This is a genomic window from Sphingomonas sp. 3-13AW (assembly GCF_049311085.1).
GTDB lineage: Bacteria > Pseudomonadota > Alphaproteobacteria > Sphingomonadales > Sphingomonadaceae > Sphingomonas.
In genome coordinates, this window is sequence record NZ_JASNVZ010000039.1 from 1 (window position 1) to 18,686 (window position 18,686).

The 18,686-nt window shown below is 69.1% G+C and carries 20 protein-coding genes; 11 read left to right on the forward strand and 9 right to left on the reverse strand.

Going from position 1 to position 18,686, the window contains the following annotated elements; genetic code table 11:
- Together QP045_RS20765 and QP045_RS20770 are read left to right on the forward strand one after the other, a co-directional pair.
- Positions 1-403 (forward strand): glycine zipper 2TM domain-containing protein (locus QP045_RS20765; RefSeq protein ID WP_422516917.1); only part of this gene is annotated, 403 nt, incomplete at its 5' end.
- A 144-nt stretch (positions 404-547) separates the two neighbouring features.
- Entirely contained in the window at positions 548-1,069 is a 522-nt protein-coding gene (locus tag QP045_RS20770) for a glycine zipper 2TM domain-containing protein (protein WP_422516918.1), read from the forward strand.
- 39 nt (positions 1,070-1,108) lie between these two features.
- On the opposite strand, the gene rarD is transcribed toward QP045_RS20770, so the two are convergent.
- Positions 1,109-2,005: an EamA family transporter RarD gene (gene rarD / locus QP045_RS20775; protein ID WP_422516919.1), complete on the reverse strand. Its 897-nt coding sequence runs from the start codon at positions 2,003-2,005 to the stop codon at positions 1,109-1,111.
- A 178-nt stretch (positions 2,006-2,183) separates the two neighbouring features.
- Between rarD and QP045_RS20780 the strand changes: the two genes are divergently transcribed.
- The 3 genes from QP045_RS20780 to QP045_RS20790 are packed head-to-tail and all read left to right on the forward strand — an operon-like array spanning position 2,184 to position 6,036.
- Positions 2,184-3,710: a DUF4173 domain-containing protein gene (locus QP045_RS20780; RefSeq protein ID WP_422516920.1), complete on the forward strand. Its 1,527-nt coding sequence runs from the start codon at positions 2,184-2,186 to the stop codon at positions 3,708-3,710.
- 11 nt (positions 3,711-3,721) lie between these two features.
- Positions 3,722-4,429, forward strand: coding sequence for a response regulator transcription factor (locus QP045_RS20785; RefSeq protein WP_422516921.1), 708 nt, complete (start codon positions 3,722-3,724; stop codon positions 4,427-4,429).
- Positions 4,426-6,036 carry a sensor histidine kinase gene (locus QP045_RS20790; RefSeq protein WP_422516922.1) on the forward strand — a complete coding sequence of 537 codons (1,611 nt, stop codon included), beginning with the start codon at positions 4,426-4,428 and terminating at the stop codon, positions 6,034-6,036. Before QP045_RS20785 ends, QP045_RS20790 begins: the two co-directional genes overlap by 4 nt.
- On the opposite strand, the gene QP045_RS20795 is transcribed toward QP045_RS20790, so the two are convergent.
- Positions 6,033-7,856, reverse strand: coding sequence for a DUF885 domain-containing protein (locus QP045_RS20795; RefSeq protein ID WP_422516923.1), 1,824 nt, complete (start codon positions 7,854-7,856; stop codon positions 6,033-6,035). The two genes, QP045_RS20790 and QP045_RS20795, sit on opposite strands and share 4 nt — an antisense overlap.
- 62 nt (positions 7,857-7,918) lie before the next feature.
- Positions 7,919-8,980, reverse strand: a complete 1,062-nt coding sequence (locus QP045_RS20800) for an SDR family oxidoreductase (protein WP_422516924.1) — start codon at positions 8,978-8,980, stop codon at positions 7,919-7,921.
- Positions 8,981-9,078: 98 nt separating this feature from the next.
- Here QP045_RS20800 and QP045_RS20805 point away from each other — a divergent pair, with 98 nt between their 5' ends.
- From QP045_RS20805 to QP045_RS20815, 3 genes are all read left to right on the forward strand, one after another.
- On the forward strand, positions 9,079-9,459 hold the full coding sequence (locus QP045_RS20805) for a winged helix-turn-helix transcriptional regulator (RefSeq protein WP_422516925.1): 381 nt from the start codon (positions 9,079-9,081) through the stop codon (positions 9,457-9,459).
- Positions 9,460-9,632: 173 nt separating this feature from the next.
- Positions 9,633-10,136: a hypothetical protein gene (locus QP045_RS20810; RefSeq protein WP_422516926.1), complete on the forward strand. Its 504-nt coding sequence runs from the start codon at positions 9,633-9,635 to the stop codon at positions 10,134-10,136.
- A 4-nt stretch (positions 10,137-10,140) separates the two neighbouring features.
- On the forward strand, positions 10,141-10,512 hold the full coding sequence (locus tag QP045_RS20815; protein ID WP_422516927.1) for a hypothetical protein: 372 nt from the start codon (positions 10,141-10,143) through the stop codon (positions 10,510-10,512).
- Positions 10,513-10,905: 393 nt separating this feature from the next.
- Here QP045_RS20815 and QP045_RS20820 read toward each other — a convergent pair whose 3' ends face one another.
- From QP045_RS20820 to QP045_RS20835, 4 genes are all read right to left on the reverse strand, one after another.
- Positions 10,906-11,148 carry a DUF6894 family protein gene (locus QP045_RS20820; RefSeq protein ID WP_422516928.1) on the reverse strand — a complete coding sequence of 81 codons (243 nt, stop codon included), beginning with the start codon at positions 11,146-11,148 and terminating at the stop codon, positions 10,906-10,908.
- 104 nt (positions 11,149-11,252) lie between these two features.
- The gene (locus QP045_RS20825; protein ID WP_422516929.1) at positions 11,253-11,975 is read right to left on the reverse strand and encodes a Crp/Fnr family transcriptional regulator; all 723 of its coding nucleotides are present in this window, start codon (positions 11,973-11,975) and stop codon (positions 11,253-11,255) included.
- A gap of 377 nt (positions 11,976-12,352) precedes the next feature.
- Entirely contained in the window at positions 12,353-12,538 is a 186-nt protein-coding gene (locus tag QP045_RS20830; protein WP_422516930.1) for a hypothetical protein, read from the reverse strand.
- An 84-nt stretch (positions 12,539-12,622) separates the two neighbouring features.
- A complete protein-coding gene (locus tag QP045_RS20835; RefSeq protein ID WP_422516931.1) occupies positions 12,623-13,096 on the reverse strand; it encodes an NUDIX domain-containing protein in 474 nt (157 codons plus the stop codon).
- A gap of 88 nt (positions 13,097-13,184) precedes the next feature.
- Here QP045_RS20835 and QP045_RS20840 point away from each other — a divergent pair, with 88 nt between their 5' ends.
- Together QP045_RS20840 and QP045_RS20845 are read left to right on the forward strand one after the other, a co-directional pair.
- On the forward strand, positions 13,185-13,520 hold the full coding sequence (locus QP045_RS20840; RefSeq protein WP_422516932.1) for an excalibur calcium-binding domain-containing protein: 336 nt from the start codon (positions 13,185-13,187) through the stop codon (positions 13,518-13,520).
- Positions 13,521-13,618: 98 nt separating this feature from the next.
- Positions 13,619-15,016 (forward strand): glycosyltransferase family 39 protein, encoded by a 1,398-nt coding sequence (locus QP045_RS20845; RefSeq protein WP_422516933.1) that lies wholly within the window; start codon positions 13,619-13,621, stop codon positions 15,014-15,016.
- Between the two features lie 20 nt (positions 15,017-15,036).
- On the opposite strand, the gene dnaJ is transcribed toward QP045_RS20845, so the two are convergent.
- Positions 15,037-16,155 (reverse strand): molecular chaperone DnaJ, encoded by a 1,119-nt coding sequence (dnaJ, locus tag QP045_RS20850; protein ID WP_422516934.1) that lies wholly within the window; start codon positions 16,153-16,155, stop codon positions 15,037-15,039.
- A gap of 209 nt (positions 16,156-16,364) precedes the next feature.
- On the reverse strand, positions 16,365-18,278 hold the full coding sequence (dnaK, locus tag QP045_RS20855; RefSeq protein ID WP_422516935.1) for a molecular chaperone DnaK: 1,914 nt from the start codon (positions 18,276-18,278) through the stop codon (positions 16,365-16,367).
- A 181-nt stretch (positions 18,279-18,459) separates the two neighbouring features.
- Here dnaK and QP045_RS20860 point away from each other — a divergent pair.
- Positions 18,460-18,686 (forward strand): hypothetical protein (locus QP045_RS20860; protein WP_422516936.1); only part of this gene is annotated, 227 nt, incomplete at its 3' end.

Consider the following 18,686-nt stretch of genomic DNA (forward strand, 5'->3'; position numbering starts at 1 on the left):
CCCCCGCCCCAACCAGGGTGGCCCCGGACCCGCCTTGCGCCCGCCGGCTCCACCGCCGCTCGCGACGCCGCGTCGCGATTGGCGCCAGAACCGCCGCTACGATCACAACCGGTTTGAGCCCGGCTACCAGCGCTATTACGCCGACCGCTATTATCGCGACGGCCGCTATTACCAGCCGCGCCGGCTCACCCGCAGGGACCGCATCTACCGTGGCAGCAACGGCCGCTATTATTGCCGCCGCTCCGACGGCACGACCGGTCTGATCATCGGCAGCCTGCTCGGCGGCACGCTCGGCAACACGCTGAGCTACGGCGATTCGCAGGTTCTGGGCGCGCTGATCGGTGGCTCGGCCGGGGCGATCCTCGGCCAGGCGATCGACCGCGGCAATCTGGTCTGCCGCTGACGAGGCCAGGGGCCGGAGCCCTGCTGGCCCCTGCCGCTTCGGCCGCGTATAGCCGGTGGATGAACGGCAGGTAGTTTGCCGTTCACGCAACCGCGCGCGCCCGGGCGCCGTTTTCCCTCCAACGACATGAGTTGGAGAGAGTGCATGCGGATTCCCCTGATCGTCGGCCTGCTGGCCGCCCTGGTCCTCCCGACCGTCCCCGCCACCGCTGCTGCCGCCGCCGCACCCGCCGTGCAGGATCGCCGCGACGACCGCCGCTGGGACCAACGCCGCGACCGCAACGAGCGCCGCTGGGACAACCGCCGCGGCAATGATCGCCGCGCGGACCGCAACCAGCGCGACTGGCGTCAGTATCGCAACTATGACCACAACCGCTTCGAACGCGGCCAGAATCGCTATTACGCCGACCGCTATTATCGCGCGGGCAACAGCTACCAGCCGCGCTATCTCAGCCGCAACGACCGCGTCTATCGCGGCAGCAACGGCCGCTATTACTGCCGCCGCTCGGACGGCACGACCGGCCTGATCATCGGCGGCCTCGCCGGTGGTGTTCTCGGCAACATCCTCACCAACGGCGATTCGCAGCTGCTGGGCACGCTGATCGGCGGTGGCGGCGGCGCGCTGCTCGGCCGCTCGCTGGACCGTCGCGAAGTGGTCTGCCGCTAAGCCAACCCGGGCCGGCGCATTGTCGCCGGCCCCGCTCGCTCAGGCGGTGGCCCCGCGCCGGGCGTGGCTCAGCACACTGCCGCTGACATAGACCGCCAGCCCCGCCCAGATCAGGCCGAAACTCAGCATCTTGGCCGCATCCAGCCGCTCCCCGAACAGCGTGATCGCCAGCAGGAACTGCATCGTCGGCGCCAGGAACTGGAGCAGCCCCAGCGTCGCCAGCTTGAGCTCGCGCGCCGCCGCCGCGAACAGCAGCAGCGGCACCGTCGTCACCGCCCCCGCCAGCACCAGCAGCGCGGTGATGCCACCCTCCCGGCCAAAGCTCAGCCCGCCGTGGCCGGACAGCCAGATCAGGTACGCCAGCGCAAACGGCGCCAGCAGCAGCGTCTCCACCGTCAGCCCCTCGAACGCCTCCACCGGCGCCAGCTTGCGGATGAGGCCATAAAAGGCAAAGCTCAGCGCGATCGTAAGGCTCAGCCACAGCGCACCGCCCGCGCCCACCGCCAGCACCGCGACCCCCGCGCCCGCCAGCGTGACCGCCACCGCCTGCGTCCGCGTCAGCCGCTCGCCCAGCAGCGCCACGCCCATCGCGATGTTGAGCAGTGGGTTCAGGAAATAGGCCATGCTCGCCGCCAGCACCTGATGGTGCAGCACCGCCCACACATAGAGCAGCCAGTTGGCCGCGATCAGCACCGCGCTCGCCGCCAGCATCGCCATCGTCCGCGGGGTGCACAGCACCGCCCACAGCGACTTGCGCCGTCCCAGCATCAGCACGATCGGCACCAGCAGCACGACCGACCACAGGATCCGCTGCGCCACGATCTCGCCCGCATCCACCTTGTCGAGCAGGTGGAAATACAGGGGCAGCAGCCCCCACAGGCCATAAGCGGTCGCGCCGTGGATCAGCCCGCGGCGGCTTTCAGGCTTTTGCGTCATGGTTTGGCCCTGGTGGTGGGAAAGGCGCGGCCGCCGTGCTCCCAAAGCGGCGCCATGTCCACCCGCTCGCCGGCCGTCTGCACCGCTTCTGCACCAAAGCGCCACGCCTTGCGGTCGGATCGCCGCGCGCCCGCTCGACACCCCCTCCCTAGTGGCAGGCCGATCAAGGGAGACCGGCATGCTCGCGACCAACCACCGTCCTCGTTTCAGCTTCTTCCGCAAGGCCGCCGGCGCCGCCGCGCTGATCGCCCTCGCTCAGCTGTTCTTCTATCGGGAGGAGCCCGGGGCCACCCTCGGCCTGTCCGCGCTCGCCTGGGCCGCCGTCCTCGCGCTCGCCCGGCCAGACCTGCGCCGCAGCCGCGCCGCGCTCGGCGCGCTGCTCCTGGCCGGGCTCTATGCCCTGGTCCTGGTGGACGATCCCAGCCCGCTTGCCTGGTGCCTGTTCTGGGCGGCGCTCAGTTCCGCCGCGCTGCTGGCCCACCACCGCTTCGGCACCGCCATCGGCTGGAGCGGCCGGTTGATCCTCCACGGCCTGCTCAGCCCGCTGGTCCCCTTGCGCGACCTGGTCCGGCTCAAGCGCAGCTCGCGGACTGGCGGAGGCGGCATCCTCGCGATGCTCGCCCTCCTCGCCCTCCCGTTGCTGGGCGGCGCGATCTTCCTCGCCCTCTTCGCCAGCGCCAACCCCGTGATCGGCAACGCCCTTGCCGCGATCCGCTGGCCGGATTTGAGTTCGGCCATCCTCCATCTCGTCTTCTGGTCGGTCGTGCTGGCGCTGGTGTGGCCGAGCCTCCGTCCGCTCCGTACCGTCCAGCGGCTCGGCGAGGCGCTTCCCTCCCTGCGGCCGCTCATCCCGCACATACCCCGCGCGACGCTCATCCTGTCGCTCGTCACCTTCAACGCGATCTTTGCGATCCAGAACGGGCTCGACCTCGCCTTCCTGTGGAGCGGTGCGCCGTTGCCAAAGGGGGTGACGCTTGCCGACTATGCCCATCGCGGAGCCTATCCGCTCATCGTCACCGCGCTCCTCGCCGGCGCCTTCGTCCTCCTCGCCTCCCGCCCGGGCAGCAGGGGCGCGCAAAGCCCGCTCGTCCGGCGGTTGATCCTCCTCTGGGTCGCGCAGAACCTGCTGCTCGTCGCCTCCAGCATCCTGCGCACGCTCGACTATATCGACGCCTTTTCGCTCACCCGCCTGCGCATCGCGGCGCTCGCCTGGATGCTGCTGGTGGCCGTCGGCCTCGTGCTGATCGTGTGGCGGATGCTCGCCGGCCGCTCGACCCGCTGGCTGATCAACGCCAACGCGCTCGCCGCCGGTCTCGTCCTCAGCATCGCCAGCGTCTGCGACCTTGGCGCGATCGCCGCCGCCTGGAACGTGCGCCATGCGCGCACCGGCAGCGATCTCGACCTCTGCTACCTCGAGAACCTTGGCCCCTCCGCGCTGCTGCCGCTGATCGAGCTGGAACGCCGCGCCGGCGGTCCGGTCCTGCGCGACCGCGTCACCTATCTTCGTGCGGAGGCGATGCGCCGCCTCGAACGCAGCCAGGCCGACTGGCACAGCTGGACATGGCGCAACGCACGCCGCCTGGCCGCTGCCCGTGCGCTGCTCGGCAACCACCCGCCGCAGCCCCGGCACGCTCCGGACGGCCGCTCCTGCGGCGGTGCCCCGTTCCCACCGCCCGCGCCGTTGACGGGAGAGCAGCAACCATGATCCTGTGCCCCATGCCGCGCACCATCCTGATCGCCGACGACGATCCGCACATCCGCCAGCTGCTGGTCTTCGCGCTCGGCAAGGCCGGGCTCGACGCGATCGAGGCGGAGGATGGGGAGGCGACGCTCGAACTGGCCGCATCCCGCCGGCCCGATCTCGTCGTGCTCGACATCAACATGCCCCGGCTGGACGGGTTGGAGGTGTGTCGTCGGCTGCGCGCCACCGGCGACCTGCCGATCCTGTTCCTCTCGTCGCGCGATGACGAAATCGACCGCGTGCTCGGCATCGAGCTTGGCGCCGACGACTATGTCGTAAAGCCCTTCTCCCCGCGCGAGGTGGTCGCCCGCGTCATGGCGATCCTGCGCCGCACCCATGCGCGCCCGCCCGCCGCCGACCATGTCGGCCCCGCCATCCGCCATGCCCGGCTCACCCTGGATGTGGAAGGGTGGCAGGCGCTGTGGGACGGGGCGGAGGTGCCGCTCACCGTCACCGAATTCTCGATCCTGCGCACGCTCGCGGCGATGCCGGGAAAGGTGTTCAGCCGTGACGCCATCATCGACCGGCTCCACGGCCCCGGCTTTGCGATCACCGATCGCACCGTCGACAGCCACATCCGCAACCTGCGCGCGAAATTCGCTCAGGCCGGCGGCACCGACCTGATCGAGACGCGCCCCGGCATCGGCTACCGGCTCGGAACCTGCACCGGCGCGCCCGCGTGATCGCCAGCGCGAAAGCATGGGTCCGGCGCCGCTGGCCACCGCTTTCGCTCCGCACCTATCTCTTCGCCAGCTTCTTCCTGGTGGCAGCGCTTCCGGGCGTCGGCGCCGTGTTCCTGCGCGTCTATGAAAACACCCTGGTCCGCCAGACCGAAGGCGAACTCGCCGCCCAGGGTGCCGCCCTTGCCGCCGCCGCTGCCGCCCTATGGCCGCAAGCCCCCGGCGCGGAGCCGGCCCGTGCCACCCGGGCTGCCCGCCCCGCCGGTGGCTACGCGGCCGCCGCCCGTAGCGAGGTGGACCTCAGCAGCACGCCGATCCTGCCCGAACGCCCCGCGCCCGTCGCCTCGGGCGCGCCCGCCCCGGACGCGCTTGCCGCCGCCGCCCGCCTCGCCCCCATCCTCGCGCAGACGCGGCAGGCGACGCTCGCCTCCATCCTCCTGCTCGACCGCAACGGCCGCGTGGCCGCGGGCAGCGACGGACGTATCGCGACCGACAGCGATCCAGGGGAAAGCTACGCCGCGCTGCCGGAGGTCGCGTCCGCGCTCGCCGGCATCCCCGACACCACCCTGCGCCGCAACGGCGCCTATCGCGCGGTGTATCGCTTCGAATGGCTGTCGCGCGCCGCCGCCATCCGCGTCCACTACGCCCGGCCGATCTTCGTCGACGGCCATGTCGTCGGCGTGCTGCTGCTCTCCCGCTCCGCCCGCGCGCTGTTCGTCGGCCTGTACGAGGATCGCGGCAAGATCGCGATCGGCGTGCTCGCGATCCTGGCGGCGCTGGTGCTTCTGTCGGGCCTTCTCTCGCGCGGCATCGCCCGCCCGATCGACCAGCTGCGCCTCGCCGCCCGCGACGTCGCCGCCGGCCAGGGCCGCGTGCCGGACGTGCCCCCCACCGCCGCGATCGAGATCCAGGACCTCTACCGCGACTTCGCGCTGATGGCCGCGGCGATCGACGTCCGCTCGCGCTACCTCCGCGACTTCGCCCATGCCGTCAGCCACGAGTTCAAGACGCCGCTCGCCGCCATCCGCGGCGCGATCGAGCTGCTGCAGGACCATGCCGACACCATGACGCCAGAGGACCGCCGGCGCTTCCTCGCCAACATCGACGCCGACGCCACCCGCCTCACCCTGCTCGTCTCGCGGCTGCTCGATCTCGCCCGTGCGGACATGATGACGGTCGCGACCGGCGGTGCGGCCGACGTGGTTGCGGTGGCCCAGCAGCTGGCCGACGCGCTGCGCGGCAAGGGCATCGCCGTCACCGTCACCGCCGACCGGCCCGCCATCCTCGCCGCCGTCCCGGTCGCCACGCTGGAGGCCGCGCTCACCACCCTGGTCGAAAACAGCCGCCAGGCCGACGCGCACGCCATCGCCATTGCCATCACCCAGGACAGCGACGTCACCGTTACCGTGACGGACGACGGCAGCGGCATCCCCAGGGCGGACCGCGCCCGCATCTTCGAACCGTTCTTCACCTCGCGGCGGGCGCGCGGCGGCACCGGCCTTGGCCTTCCCATCGCGCGCTCGCTGCTGGCCTCGGCCGGGGGCGAGCTCGAACTGCTCGACACCCCGTCCGGCACCGCCTTTCGCCTGCGCCTGCCGGTGGCGGGCTAGGCGGCCTTTCGCTGCGCGATGTAGCGCGTGACCTGCTCTTCCAGCACGTCGAGCGGCAGCGCGCCCTGGCCCAGCACCACTTCGTGGAACTCGCGGATGTCGAACTTCGGGCCAAGCTGCGCCTCGGCGCGCTTGCGCAGCTCCGCGATCTTCAGCTGGCCGACCATGTAGCTGGTCGCCTGTCCCGGCCAGTTGAAATAGCGGTCGACCTCGCGCGCGATGTCCGTGTCCGATACCGAGCTGTTGGCCTTGAAATAGGCGATCGCCTGTTCGCGGGTCCAGCGCTTGGAATGGATGCCGGTGTCCAGCACCAGCCGGATCGCCCGCCACACCTGCAGCGACAGCATCCCGAACCGGGCATAGGGGTCCTTGTACACCCCCATCTCGTCGGCCAGCCGCTCCGAATAGAGGCCCCAGCCCTCGGTATAGGCGCCATAGCCGCCGAACTTGCGGAACTTGGGAAGGCCGGTCAGCTCCTGCTGGCGCGCGATCTGGAAATGGTGCCCCGGCGCCCCTTCATGCGCGGCGATGCCCGCGACCTGCACCTTCTGCGTCTGGTTCATGTCGACCAGGTTCACATAATAGATGCCGGGCCGCGATCCGTCCGCCGACGGCCGGTTGTAAAAGGCGGTGGAGGCCGTGCCCTCGCGCCACTTCTCCACCGCGCGCACTTCCAGCGGCGCCTTGGGCAGCACCTGGAAATAGCGCGGCGCCAGCGCCATCACCGACGCGATCACCGCGCGCGCATCGGTCAGATACGCCTCGCGCCCCGCTTCGGTGTTCGGATATTTGAACTTGGGGTCGGCGCGGATCTGGTCGAAGAACTGCTCCAGCGTGCCGGTAAAGCCCACTTCGCGCTTGATCGCCTCCATCTCCTGCCGGATCGCCGCCACCTGGGCGAGGCCCAGTGCATGGACCTGGTCCGGCGTCAGGTTGGTGGTGGTCGAGTTTTTGAGCCGGTCGGCATAATAGGCCGCGCCGTCCGGCAGGTTCCACGCCCCGAAATTGCCCTTCGACTGCGGCTCGATCTCGTCCAGCGCGGCGATCAGCACGCCATAGCCGGTCCGGAACGGCCCGGTCAGCGCCGCCTGCGCATCGCGCAGCAGCGCCGCCTTCGTCGCTTCGGGTGCGTCGAGCGCCGTCACCTTCTTGCGGAAATCGGCCATCACCGTGGAGTCCGCGCCCGTATCGAACGGCGCCCCGGTCAGGACCTTTTGCGCGTCCGCCCGCGCGGGGGCGAAATTGACCTTGTTGGGGACGATCCCCGCCGCCGCCTGTTCGCGCATCGTCGCTCCGACCTCGCGCATCACCCGCTCGGTGTCGCGCAGCCGCCCGATATAGGCCTGGGCGTCGGCGACCGTGTCGACCTTGTGGTTGTTGATCAGCAGCACCGGGATCGAGCCCGCCGGGCTGCCGTTGGTGGAAACCGGGAAGCGCAGCTTGCGGAACTTGAACGAATCCCGCCCGCGCTCGGTCTCATATTCGAACAAGCGATAGCTGACGCGCGCACTCTCGCTCAGCCGGTCGGGCTGGAAGCGCGCGCGCATCTCCTTGAGCTGCTGTTCGGCCAGGTCGCGCTGCCGCACCGCCGCCGCATCGGTATAATCGTCCAGCCGATCGTAATCGGTCTTCATGCCCAGTTGCGTCTGCGCTTCCGGGCTCAGCCGCACCTCCGCGTCGAACGCCGCGTCCAGGAACGCCAGCAGCGCCGCGTCCTGGGTCTGCGCGGACTTCACTTCCGCCACCTGCGCCACCGCCGGCGCATTCGCCTGGATCAGCGGGGCGGCCGACAGCAACAACATCACCAAGGCTGGACGCATCGAACTCTCCCTATCGAAGGCCCGCTTGTCGCGTGGCCCTCGACCGGAGGCAAGCGCCGCCCTTACGGAATCAGCCGATCCGCGCGCAGTTCGTCGAACAGGGCAAAGAAAGCGTCGTCGGTCGGTTGATAGGCGGTGAAGCCCAGCCGCCGGCTCTTGGACATGTCCGTCACCACCTCGATCGGCCGGCCCAGGTCGGCATCGGTGTGCCACGGCGATGCCAGCCGGTTGAGGTCCGGCTCGGCCAGCCCCTCGCGCTCGGCGATCTGCCGCCACAGCGGCGCGTCGCCCGCCATCTGCTGCTCGAGCGGGCGGAGGACGCCGTCGAACGGCACCGCCTCGATCCCGAACCACTCGGCGATCCGCCCCCACATCCAGCTCCAGCGAAACACGTCGCCGTTGACGATGTTGAACGCCTCGTTCGCCGCCGCCGGCGTCGTCGCCGCCCACAGCAGCTGGCGCGCAAGCTGGCGCGCGTCCGTCATGTCGGTCAGCCCGTTCCACTGCGCCGCCGATCCCGGGAAGGTGAACGGCCGCCCCGTCTCCCGGCACAGCGTCGCATAGACCGCCAGCGTCGTGCCCATGTTCATGGCATTGCCGACGGCCTTGCCGATCACCGTGTGCGGGCGATGCACGCTCCAGGTAAAGCCGTCGCGCGCCGCCGCTGCGAACACCTCGTCTTCCTGCGCATAATAGAAATTCTCAACGTCCAGCCGCCCCTGGTCCTCGCGGAACGGCGTCTGCGGCAGGCTCCCTTTCCCATAGGCCTCGAACGGCCCCAGATAATGTTTCAGCCCCGTCACCAGCGCGACATGGCGCGGCCCCGTCGCCCTGGGCAGCCCGTCCAACAGGTTGCGCACCATCGCCGAATTGACGCGGATGTTCTCCGCCTCGCTGTCCTGCCGCAGCCAGGTGGTGATGAACACCGCGTCCGGCCGCACGTCCGCCAGCGCGGCGGCGGTCGCGGCCGCGTCCTGCAGGTCCGCCGCCACCGGCAGCACCCCGGCCTGTTCGACCGGCCGCCGCGCCAGCCCGTGGACCGTCCAGCCCTGCTCCACCAGCAACGCTGCCGTGGCGCTCCCGACGATCCCGCTCGCACCCACTACCAATGCCGTTCCGGCCATTCCAAAGCTCCTGATCTCGTATCCGCCAGAGCTAGGCACGGCCGTCCGCCGCTTCTAGACGGCACCATTCAGGAACATAGGCACCAGGAGGTACCCAGGTGGAACCAGGCACGCCGGACGAGGAATGGCGGGAGGATTGCGCGCCCCGCCGCGTGCTGGAGCTGTTCGCGACCAAGTGGACCAGCATGATCCTGCACACCCTCCACGCCCGCCACAGCGGCGCTGCGCGCACCGGTGTGCTCCACCGCAGCCTGCCCGGCATTTCCAAGAAGATGCTGACGCAGACCCTGCGCGAGATGGAATCGACCGGCCTCGTCTCCCGCCATGTCGAAAGCGTCGTCCCCCCCGCGGTCGAATACCGCCTCACCCCGCTGGGCGAGCGCTTCGTGGAGCCCGTGGAGCTCCTCTACGCCTGGGGCCGCACCAACGCCGACGCCCTCGACCAACTCGGCACCCGCCCCACCGCCCGCCGGGGCTAGGGCGGAGCCGTGCGGCGGGAAATGGTGGGAAGGGGGAGGCGGCTTCCGGGCCGCGGATGGCCGCCAAACGGTCGGGAGTGCGGACTACCCGTCGACGATAATTGACTCTCGACGTCCCGAGATTGCCACTGGACGATGAACCGTGGTAATTACGAGACGAATCAAGGTTCGCTATGCTCGTGCTCGCTGCGATGGCCGCCATTGCTGGACCAAGATGCCCGATTGAGCATGCGGTGTATCAGCAACGCGGCAGTGAAATCGTAGCCCACTTCCAATCCGTGGATGCGGGACGGGAGTGGCCGTCGGGCTTGGCGTTCAAGATGTCGTTCAGCGCGCCATTGGCCGACCAATGGTGGCTCGTCTGGGAAGGCGGGACTGCAGGCGGGCACAATCTCGCATCCACCGGGGCTGTTTCCGCTGCGGACTGGCGGCCGCCCGGTCCGGATAGTTCGGCCGATCGTCCGCGGGGCAATCTGGTTCTGATCGTTGCCGAAGCCGATTATCGCATCCGGCGCGAAGCGATCGTGCGCGGAGCATCGGCGCCGGCGCACCTTCTCATCCCCGATCTGCGGGAGGCGACCTGGTACCGGGTCGCGCCAGACCAGCGGGTCAGTGAGTCTGGGCAGTTTTTCGACCTGATCAGCTGCGACCGGGAGCGCATTCCGAAGGAAAGGTGAGCAGATGGTGCCGACAAAGCTCCTCATGGCCGCGGCAGCAACGGTCGTGACCGGTGACTTCGATCGCGATGGCGTGCTCGATCAGGCGTTTGTACGCTCAGCCAACGGTGAACTTCAGGTGGTTATCCGGGGCCATAGTGGTGAAGCGATCGTCTACACTGCGCAGCCCGGCGGCGAACCACCGTATCTCGGCAAGCTGCCGGCAGGCACGTATGCAACCGCATGCGCCAAGGGAATAGGCTCAAGGAAAGTCCCGTGCGATCCGCGGTCGATCAGGGTTGCGGGCGATACGCTTGCGTTCGGCACCCCCGAGGCGTCGCAGGCCGCCGTTCTGTGGTCGGACGGTCGCTATCGAGTAGTCTGGCTCAGCGACTGATCGGTTGTGATACTCGCCACCGTCGGGGAAAACTGAACCGACGTCCGCTACGAAGCAGCTCGTCACGCCAATTGAGCGGCCGCACTTGGGGCGGTTGCTGCCGGTCACGAAAACCACGCCGCCCCTCCCCAGCCGCACCAAAGTCTCCAGCCCCCCCGGCCGCGCGCCTTCCGCCGCTTGCCGACCGTGATGCGCCGCACCGTGCCGTGCGGCCTTTGCCACCGCCTGTCGCAGCAGTTCGGGCGCAAACGTCTGCCGCTCCACCTCCTTAATGGCCGCGCCCATCGCCTCCGCCGTCAGCCCCAGCGAAAACGCGCCCGGGATACGGCACGTCGAAGGGTTCCGGGATGACATGGTCCCCGGCGGTCGTCTCGGTCTCGGGCATGGCGCCCCTTAGGTGATCTGGCGGGCGAGCTCTGCCAGCATCACGCGGGCGACGGGCGCGTTGCCGTCGTCGCGCACGTCCAGATGCGCGCGCAGTTCACAGGGTTGGCGGCGGACGCGCTGGCGGATCATGCCGCGGCCCAGCCGTGCGGCTTCGGCCAGCGCGGCGCCTACGTTGGGGAACTCGCTGATGTCGCTCTTGATCGGGCGCGTCGCAATCGGGGTGCAGAGATGAAAGGAATAAGCAGGCATGCATTCAGAATGCCCATGCATGCCTCCGGGTTTCGTCCCTAAACACAGATCAGCAGATTATCCCGGCGGGCACCGCCCGCGACAAGTCCGGCGGCGTGCCCCGATCAACGCGCGCGCGGCTCCAGATACAGATAGCTCGGATCGAACTCCGCGATCTTGCGCAGCTCCGCCATGTCTTGGATCACGACGCGGCCGCCGCGAAACTCTACCACCCCTTGTTCCCGCAACTCGCGCAGCACGCGGTTCACATGGACCGACGTCAGCCCCAGGCATTCCGACAACTCGGCCTGGGTCAGGTCCAGCCCATATGCGCCACCGCCCGTCGTCAACCCGACGATCTCCAGGCGGACGTACAGCTCGCAGAACAGGTGGGCGACACGTGCGATCGCGGTCCGCCTGCCCAACGACACCGCCCATTCGCGGTGGATGGCCGCATCCAGGTTGGTCGAGAACCAGTAGATGCGCGTCAGATGGGGATATTGCTCGGTGATGCGCGTCAGGTTCTCGTGCGGCACCGTCACGATGCGGCACGGGGTCAGCGTCACCACGTCATGTTCCAGCCGCTTGAGCGTGAAGCTGTGCAAGTCCGCGAAATCGCCCGGCACGTGCAGTTCGGTCACCTGCCGCTGCCCGTTGCGCAGGTCCTTGAAGCGCGACATCAACCCGGACAGCAGCAGCGTGGACTTGGTCAGTTCCTCGTTGGCGCGAATGACGGTCTGCCCGGCGGGCACGTCGCGGACCTCGCCCAATGCCGATCGGATCGCCTGCTCTTCCTCGACGCTCAGCGCGTCGCGCGCGCGGATCTTCATCAGATGTCGTTCAATCATGCGCGCGTCCGGACCGAAGGAAGAAGGGGCAGCGTGACGTCCGAGCACCGCGCACGGCTGCACGCCGCCGCCCGTTCGACTCTTCCATAATACCGCTGCCGCCGGAACGCGGCCAGCCCCGCCGGCACGGCCGAGCCTCCCACAACGACAAAGGGCCGCCCCATTGCTGGAGCGACCCTTCCATTGCCAGCCGCGTCGCGGCGAACAATCAGAGGCAGCGATCCTCGGGAGTGGAGGACTTGCTCATCCGATCCGCGCTGAGCGGCATGTGACAATGAGACATTCGACCACCTCCTTTCCGTTGTTGAACAGGAACGCGGATATGGAGGCGACGTTGAAAAGTTCAAGCTCCGCAACGGCTTGTCCCGAACTTTATCTCAGACCCTGGCGTCTGGGGTCGCCTGCCAGTGCGACACCTGCTCGACCCCGGTCGTCTCGTCGCTCTCGCCCATGCCCAGCGCGAAATAGACGGCGGCAATCGCCACCAGGAACGCGATCACGATATAGGCGCCCAGCAGCTTTGCCGGCTTCTTCGACGGGTCCCGATCATCTGTTTGTGCCATGACTACTCCTGAGGGTTCGGGAGTGTAACGCGAGAGGCCCGAAGATGGGTGCGCGCCCTGGAAAAAGCGCGAGTCCGGCCGCTGCTACCAGCTGCCCAGCCCGGTCGCGCCGCTGCGATATTCGTCGATGCGGCGGCGGGTCGCGGGCGATGTCGTCGCCGGCAGCGCGTCCAGCGCGAACCAGCCGGCCGCTTCGATCTCCAGCGCATCGGTGGATGCCGCCCCGTCCCCGGCTCCGCCTCCAGCAGAGGCGACAAAGATGACGATGTGATCGTCCTTGCCCTCGCGGCGGCTATGATAGACGCCCAGCACCCGCTCGATCCTGGCATCCGCGATCCCGACTTCCTCCGCCAGTTCGCGATGCAGCGCCGCCTCGATGCTCTCGCCCTTCTTCACGCCGCCGCCCGGCAGGTACCAATGGGGCAGGTAGGTGTGCCGGACCAGCAGCACCCGACCCTCGCGGTCGAGCAACAGCGCGCGCACGCCGATGGTGCGCGGCGCAGTGACGCGCCACACCAGCCGCGCCGCCTTGATCGCCAGCCGATGCATCAATGCCATCACCGTCTCCTCACCACCGGCGACACCGCCCTGCCGCCGCGCCGCCCGCATTAGCACCTCGGCAAGCTTCGCCTGTCATGCTGCCGCGATGAGCCGCTATCCCCGTTTCCGGCACGCGCAAGCCAATCCGGGCCCGTTCGGCCGGCGCCGCACCACGCGGACGCTGCCCTTCGGCATCGTGGTGGCAGCGGGGTGCGCGGCGGTGTTCGCGGCAACCTGGTTCGCCACGCCCACCCTGACGGCGCTCTGGTCGTCCGCGCCCCCCGCGCCCGAAGCGGTCGCGGCGACCGAGCGCTCGGTCTATTACAGCGGCTGCAACGAAGCCCGCGCAGCCGGCGCCGCCCCGATCTACCGCGGATCGCCGGGCTATCGTTCAGAGATGGACGGGGACAACGACGGAATCGCGTGCGAACCCCATCCCTGATGCCGTTGAGCCAGCCCCGCGATCTTGCCGAGCCGCGGCAGGGACATGCTGCCCCGGTGTGTAGCTTGGCGGGGCGCGCGCCCCGTCTGCTCCTCGCGATGCTGATAGCCGTTGCGCTGCTCCGCATCGGCACCGCCGATTATTCCTTGTGGTACGACGAACTCGCCTCGCTGGAATTCGCCCGCCAGCCCATCCCGCGCCTCTGGAGCGAATGGATGCTGCGCGAGACGAACCCGCCTCTGTTCTACACCTTGCTGGCGGGCGCCATCGCATGGTTCGGGCAAGACACCGTCGCCGTGCGGCTCCTCCCGATCGCCACGGGGCTGGCCGGCATCTGGGCGGCCTATCTGTTGGGCCGCAGCATGGCCGACACTCGCGTCGGCCTCGTGGCGGCGGCCCTGCTTTCGCTTTCGGCCGCGCACAGCGACCTCAGCCATCAGGTGCGTGCCTACAGCCTCGCGCACAGCGCGGTGCTCATCGCATGCCTTGGGATGGTCGGTTACCTGCACCGCAGGTCCGGCAAGGCGCTGCTGCTCTATGCGGCAGCGACCCTCGGCGCCCTGTACGCCCACACCACGCTGGCGATATTTGCCGGGCTCGCGGCGCTCACGATGCTTTGGCTGCTGAAAGGCGACCGCCGGGCTCAGCTTCACGTCATCTTCGTCAACCTGGGCGTGCTTGTGCTTTGGGGCTGGTGGGCCGCGATCAGCCTTCGTCAGATGGCCCTCCCGGCCACCAACATCGACTGGATCACCGCCCCCTCCCTCATGGAGGCGCTCGACATGACGGCGGTCGCCTATCTGCCGATGTACCTGCGCGCCCCGGGCCCCATCGGCACAGCACTCCTGATGGGATTGTTCGCCACGGCTGGCGCGTGGGTGGTGCGAGTGCGACGCCCGGACGTGACGCTGCTGGCGGTTCTGGTCGCCGGTGCGCCTCTGCTCCTGTACGTCATCAGCCAGCGGGTGCCGATCTTCCTGCCGCGCACGCTCAGCTGGGCGAGCGGTCCGGCGCTCGTCCTGCTCGCGCTTGCCGTTCGTCAGATCCGGTCGCCGCTGGTCCAGTTCACCGCCACCGCGGCCCTGCTGATTTCGAGCGCGCTCGGGCTTGCCGCCTGGCTGCCAGAGCGTCAGCGCGACGATTGGGGAGCGGCGACGGCCGCAATCGCCCGCCTGCCCGCACTCCCGGTGATTGTCGGTGATGACGCGGTCGCCCTGGCGCTTCTCAAGCATCCGTCCTCGCCGGGCCTCGCCCCGGTGGTCGTCCAGTCTCCGTGGCGCGAGCGCTGGGCGGCGGGCCTTTACCCCGGCCCGCATCTCTCGCCAGACGCGGCAAGGCAGCACATCCGCGGGCGGGGCTGCGCGCTGGTCGTAAGCTGGGGGCCGATGGTACCCCCGGTGCTCGTCGGCGCGACGGCTCGACGGCTCCTGCCGGATGGCCATGCACCAGAGGTGTTGCTCGTCAGCCTCGGAGGGCCGAGCCGCTGCCCCGGCTGATGCCGGGGCAGCGGCTCGACTTAACCCAGCGCCGCCTTCAGCTTTGCGAAGAAGCCCTGGCTTTCGGGGCATTCGTCGCCGGTCTCGGTCTCGCGGAATGCCTCCAGCAGTTCGCGCTGCTTGGCGGACAGGCGCGTCGGCGTTTCCACCTCCACCTGCACCACCAGGTCGCCGAAGCCGCGGCCCTGCAGCACCGGCATGCCGGCACCGCGCTGGCGCAGCTCCCGGCCGGACTGGATGCCGGCCGGAATGCGCACCGTTCGCACGTCGCCGTCCAAGCCCGGGATCTCGATCTCCCCGCCCAGCGCCGCCGTCGTGAAGCTGATCGGCGCGCGCGCGAACAGCGTCGTGCCCTCGCGCTCGAACAGCGGGTGCCGCTTCACGTGCATGAAGATGTAGAGGTCGCCGGCCGGCGCGCCGCGCGCGCCCGCCTCGCCCTCGCCGGTCAGGCGGATGCGGGTGCCCTCGTCGACGCCCGGCGGCACGTTGACCGACAGCGTCTTGGTCTGCTCGACCCGGCCTTCGCCGTGGCAGGCGGGGCACGGGTCGGTGATCACCTGGCCCGCGCCATGGCAGGTCGGGCACGCCCGCTCGACCACGAAGAAGCCCTGCTGCGCGCGCACCTTGCCGTGGCCGGCGCAGGTCGTGCAGGTCTTGGCCGCCGTCCCCGGCTTGGCACCACTGCCGCCGCAGGGGCCGCACGCGCTGGAGACGTCGACGGTGATCTCGGTCGCCTTGCCGTGGAACGCCTCGTCGAGCGTGATTTCCATGTCGTAACGCAGGTCGGCGCCGCGCCTGGGCCCCGCCCGGCCGCCGCCGCCACGGCCGCCCATGAACTCGCCGAAGACGCTTTCGAAAATGTCGGAAAAGCCGCCGAAGTCCTGGGCGCCGCCACCGCCGCCATTGCCCTGGCGGAACGCGGCATGGCCGTAACGGTCGTATGCCGCACGCTTCTGCGGGTCCTTCAGTACCTCATAGGCTTCCGAGATCGCCTTGAACTTCGCTTCGGAGTCCTTGCACCCGGCGTTGCGATCCGGGTGGTACTGCATCGCCAGCTTGCGATAGGACGATTTGATCGTCCCCGCGTCGGCGGTCCGCTCGCATCCGAGCAGCTCGTAATAATCGACTTCGGTGCTCATGCCGTTTCCATCTGCCGCCGGGCCTGCCCGGGAGCATCGGCGTGCGCGCTAAAGGACCCGCCCCGCACATCGGGGATCTGGGTGCCATCAGCGCGTCGCCGGTTGCGCCGCACCCCGGCCGCGGCCGGGGTCCGAACGATCGGCCGGGCCGACCCCCGCCCCCGCCGCCCCGTGGGGCATGGCGGGGCGGGGGCGGCCCGGCATGGTCTTCAGGCCTTGTTGTTGTTGTCGTCGACTTCGGAGAATTCCGCGTCGACCACATCCTCGGCACCACCGGCGGCAGCGCCGCCCTCGGCGCCCGGCGAAGCCTCGGCCTGCTGCTGCTTCTCATAGATCGCCTGGCCCAGCTTCATGGCCACCTGGGCGAGTTCCTGCGCCTTGGTGGTCATCTGGTCGGCGTCGCCGCTTTCCACTGCCGCCTTGGCCTCGGCGATCTTGCCCTCGATCTCGGACTTCAGACCCGCGTCGACCTTGTCACCATTGTCGGCCAGCTGGCGTTCGGTGGTGTGGATCAGGCTCTCGGCGTTGTTCTTCGCCTCGGCCGCGGCACGGCGCTTCTTGTCCTCTTCGGCGAAGTTCTCGGCGTCGCGGACCATCTGGTCGATGTCGCTGTCCGAAAGCCCGCCAGAGGCCTGGATGCGGATCTGCTGCTCCTTGCCCGTGCCCTTGTCCTTGGCAGAGACGTTGACGATGCCGTTCGCGTCGATGTCGAAGGTGACCTCGATCTGCGGCACGCCGCGCGGTGCCGGCGGGATGCCGACCAGGTCGAACTGGCCCAGCAGCTTGTTGTCCGCCGCCATTTCGCGCTCGCCCTGGAACACGCGGATGGTGACCGCATTCTGGTTGTCGTCGGCCGTCGAATAGACCTGCGACTTCTTGGTCGGGATGGTCGTGTTGCGGTCGATCATCTTGGTCATGATGCCGCCCAGCGTCTCGATGCCCAGCGACAGCGGGGTCACGTCGAGCAGCAGCACGTCCTTGACGTCGCCCTGCAGCACGCCCGCCTGGATCGCGGCGCCGATCGCCACGACCTCGTCCGGGTTCACGCCGGTGTGCGGCTCCTTGCCGAAGAAGTCCTTCACCACCTGGCGCACCTTGGGCATGCGGGTCATGCCGCCGACCATCACGACCTCGTCGATCGCGCTCGCCTTCAGGCCCGCATCGGCCAGCGCCTTGCGGCACGGCTCCAGCGTGCGCTGGATCAGGTCGTCGACCAGCCGCTCCAGGTCGGCGCGGTTGATCGTCTTCACCAGGTGCTTCGGCCCGTTCTGGTCCGCGGTGATGAAGGGCAGGTTGACCTCGGTCGACTGGGCAGAGCTCAGCTCGATCTTCGCCTTCTCGGCCGCTTCCTTCAGCCGCTGCAGCGCCAGCTTGTCCTTGGTAAGGTCGATGCCCTCGGCCTTCTTGAACTCGTCGGCCAGGTACTGGACGATCTTGGAGTCGAAGTCCTCGCCGCCCAGGAAGGTGTCGCCGTTGGTGGCCTTCACCTCGAACACGCCGTCGCCGATCTCCAGGATCGAGATGTCGAACGTGCCGCCGCCAAGGTCATAGACCGCGATGGTCTTGTTGTTGTCCTTGTCCAGGCCATAGGCCAGCGCCGCCGCCGTCGGCTCGTTGATGATGCGCAGCACTTCCAGTCCGGCGATCTTGCCGGCGTCCTTGGTCGCCTGGCGCTGGGCGTCGTTGAAGTACGCGGGCACCGTGATCACGGCCTGGGTGACGGTCTCGCCCAGATAGCTCTCGGCGGTTTCCTTCATCTTCTGCAGGATGAACGCGCTGATCTGCGACGGCGAATATTCCTCGCCGCCCGCCTTCACCCACGCGTCGCCGTTGGGCCCGCGCGCGATGGTGTAGGGGACCAGCTCGGTGTCCTTCTTGGTCACCGGGTCGTCAAAGCGGCGGCCGATCAGGCGCTTTACCGCAAAGATCGTGTTGTCGCCGTTCGTGACGGCCTGGCGCTTGGCCGGCTGCCCGATCAGGCGCTCCCCATCCTTGGTGAAGGCGACGATCGACGGCGTCGTGCGCGCGCCTTCTGCGTTTTCGATTACCTTGGGCGTGCCACCTTCCATCACTGCGACGCAGCTGTTGGTGGTTCCCAGATCGATCCCGATTACTTTCGCCATATTCCCTCGTAGGCCCCCGGCTGAGTGACAAAACGCTGAAAACGCGCCCCCATCCGGGCAACGCGTCGTTACGCTGGCGCATATAGGTGGGGTTGAGCTTGCCGCAAGATTGTCGGGAACCTATCCGTTTCCTCAATTGAACCGGCTTGGCCCACGGCTTGGCCCCAGGGGGAAAACCGCCATGTCCGCCACCGTGAGCACCGCCGCCGCCAGCACAGCCGCACCCCGCGCCCCCGCGCCGGCCACCCGCGCCGCCGGCACCCTCGAAGCCACCGCCACCCTCGCCGGCACGGTCGCCGCCGCCACGGCCGCCGGACTCGCCAGAGCCGCCGCCGCCCTCGCGGCCGCCCGCCCCCGTCTGGCGCGCCTGCCGCTGCTCGCCCTTCCCCTTGTCGCCGCCTGTCAGCC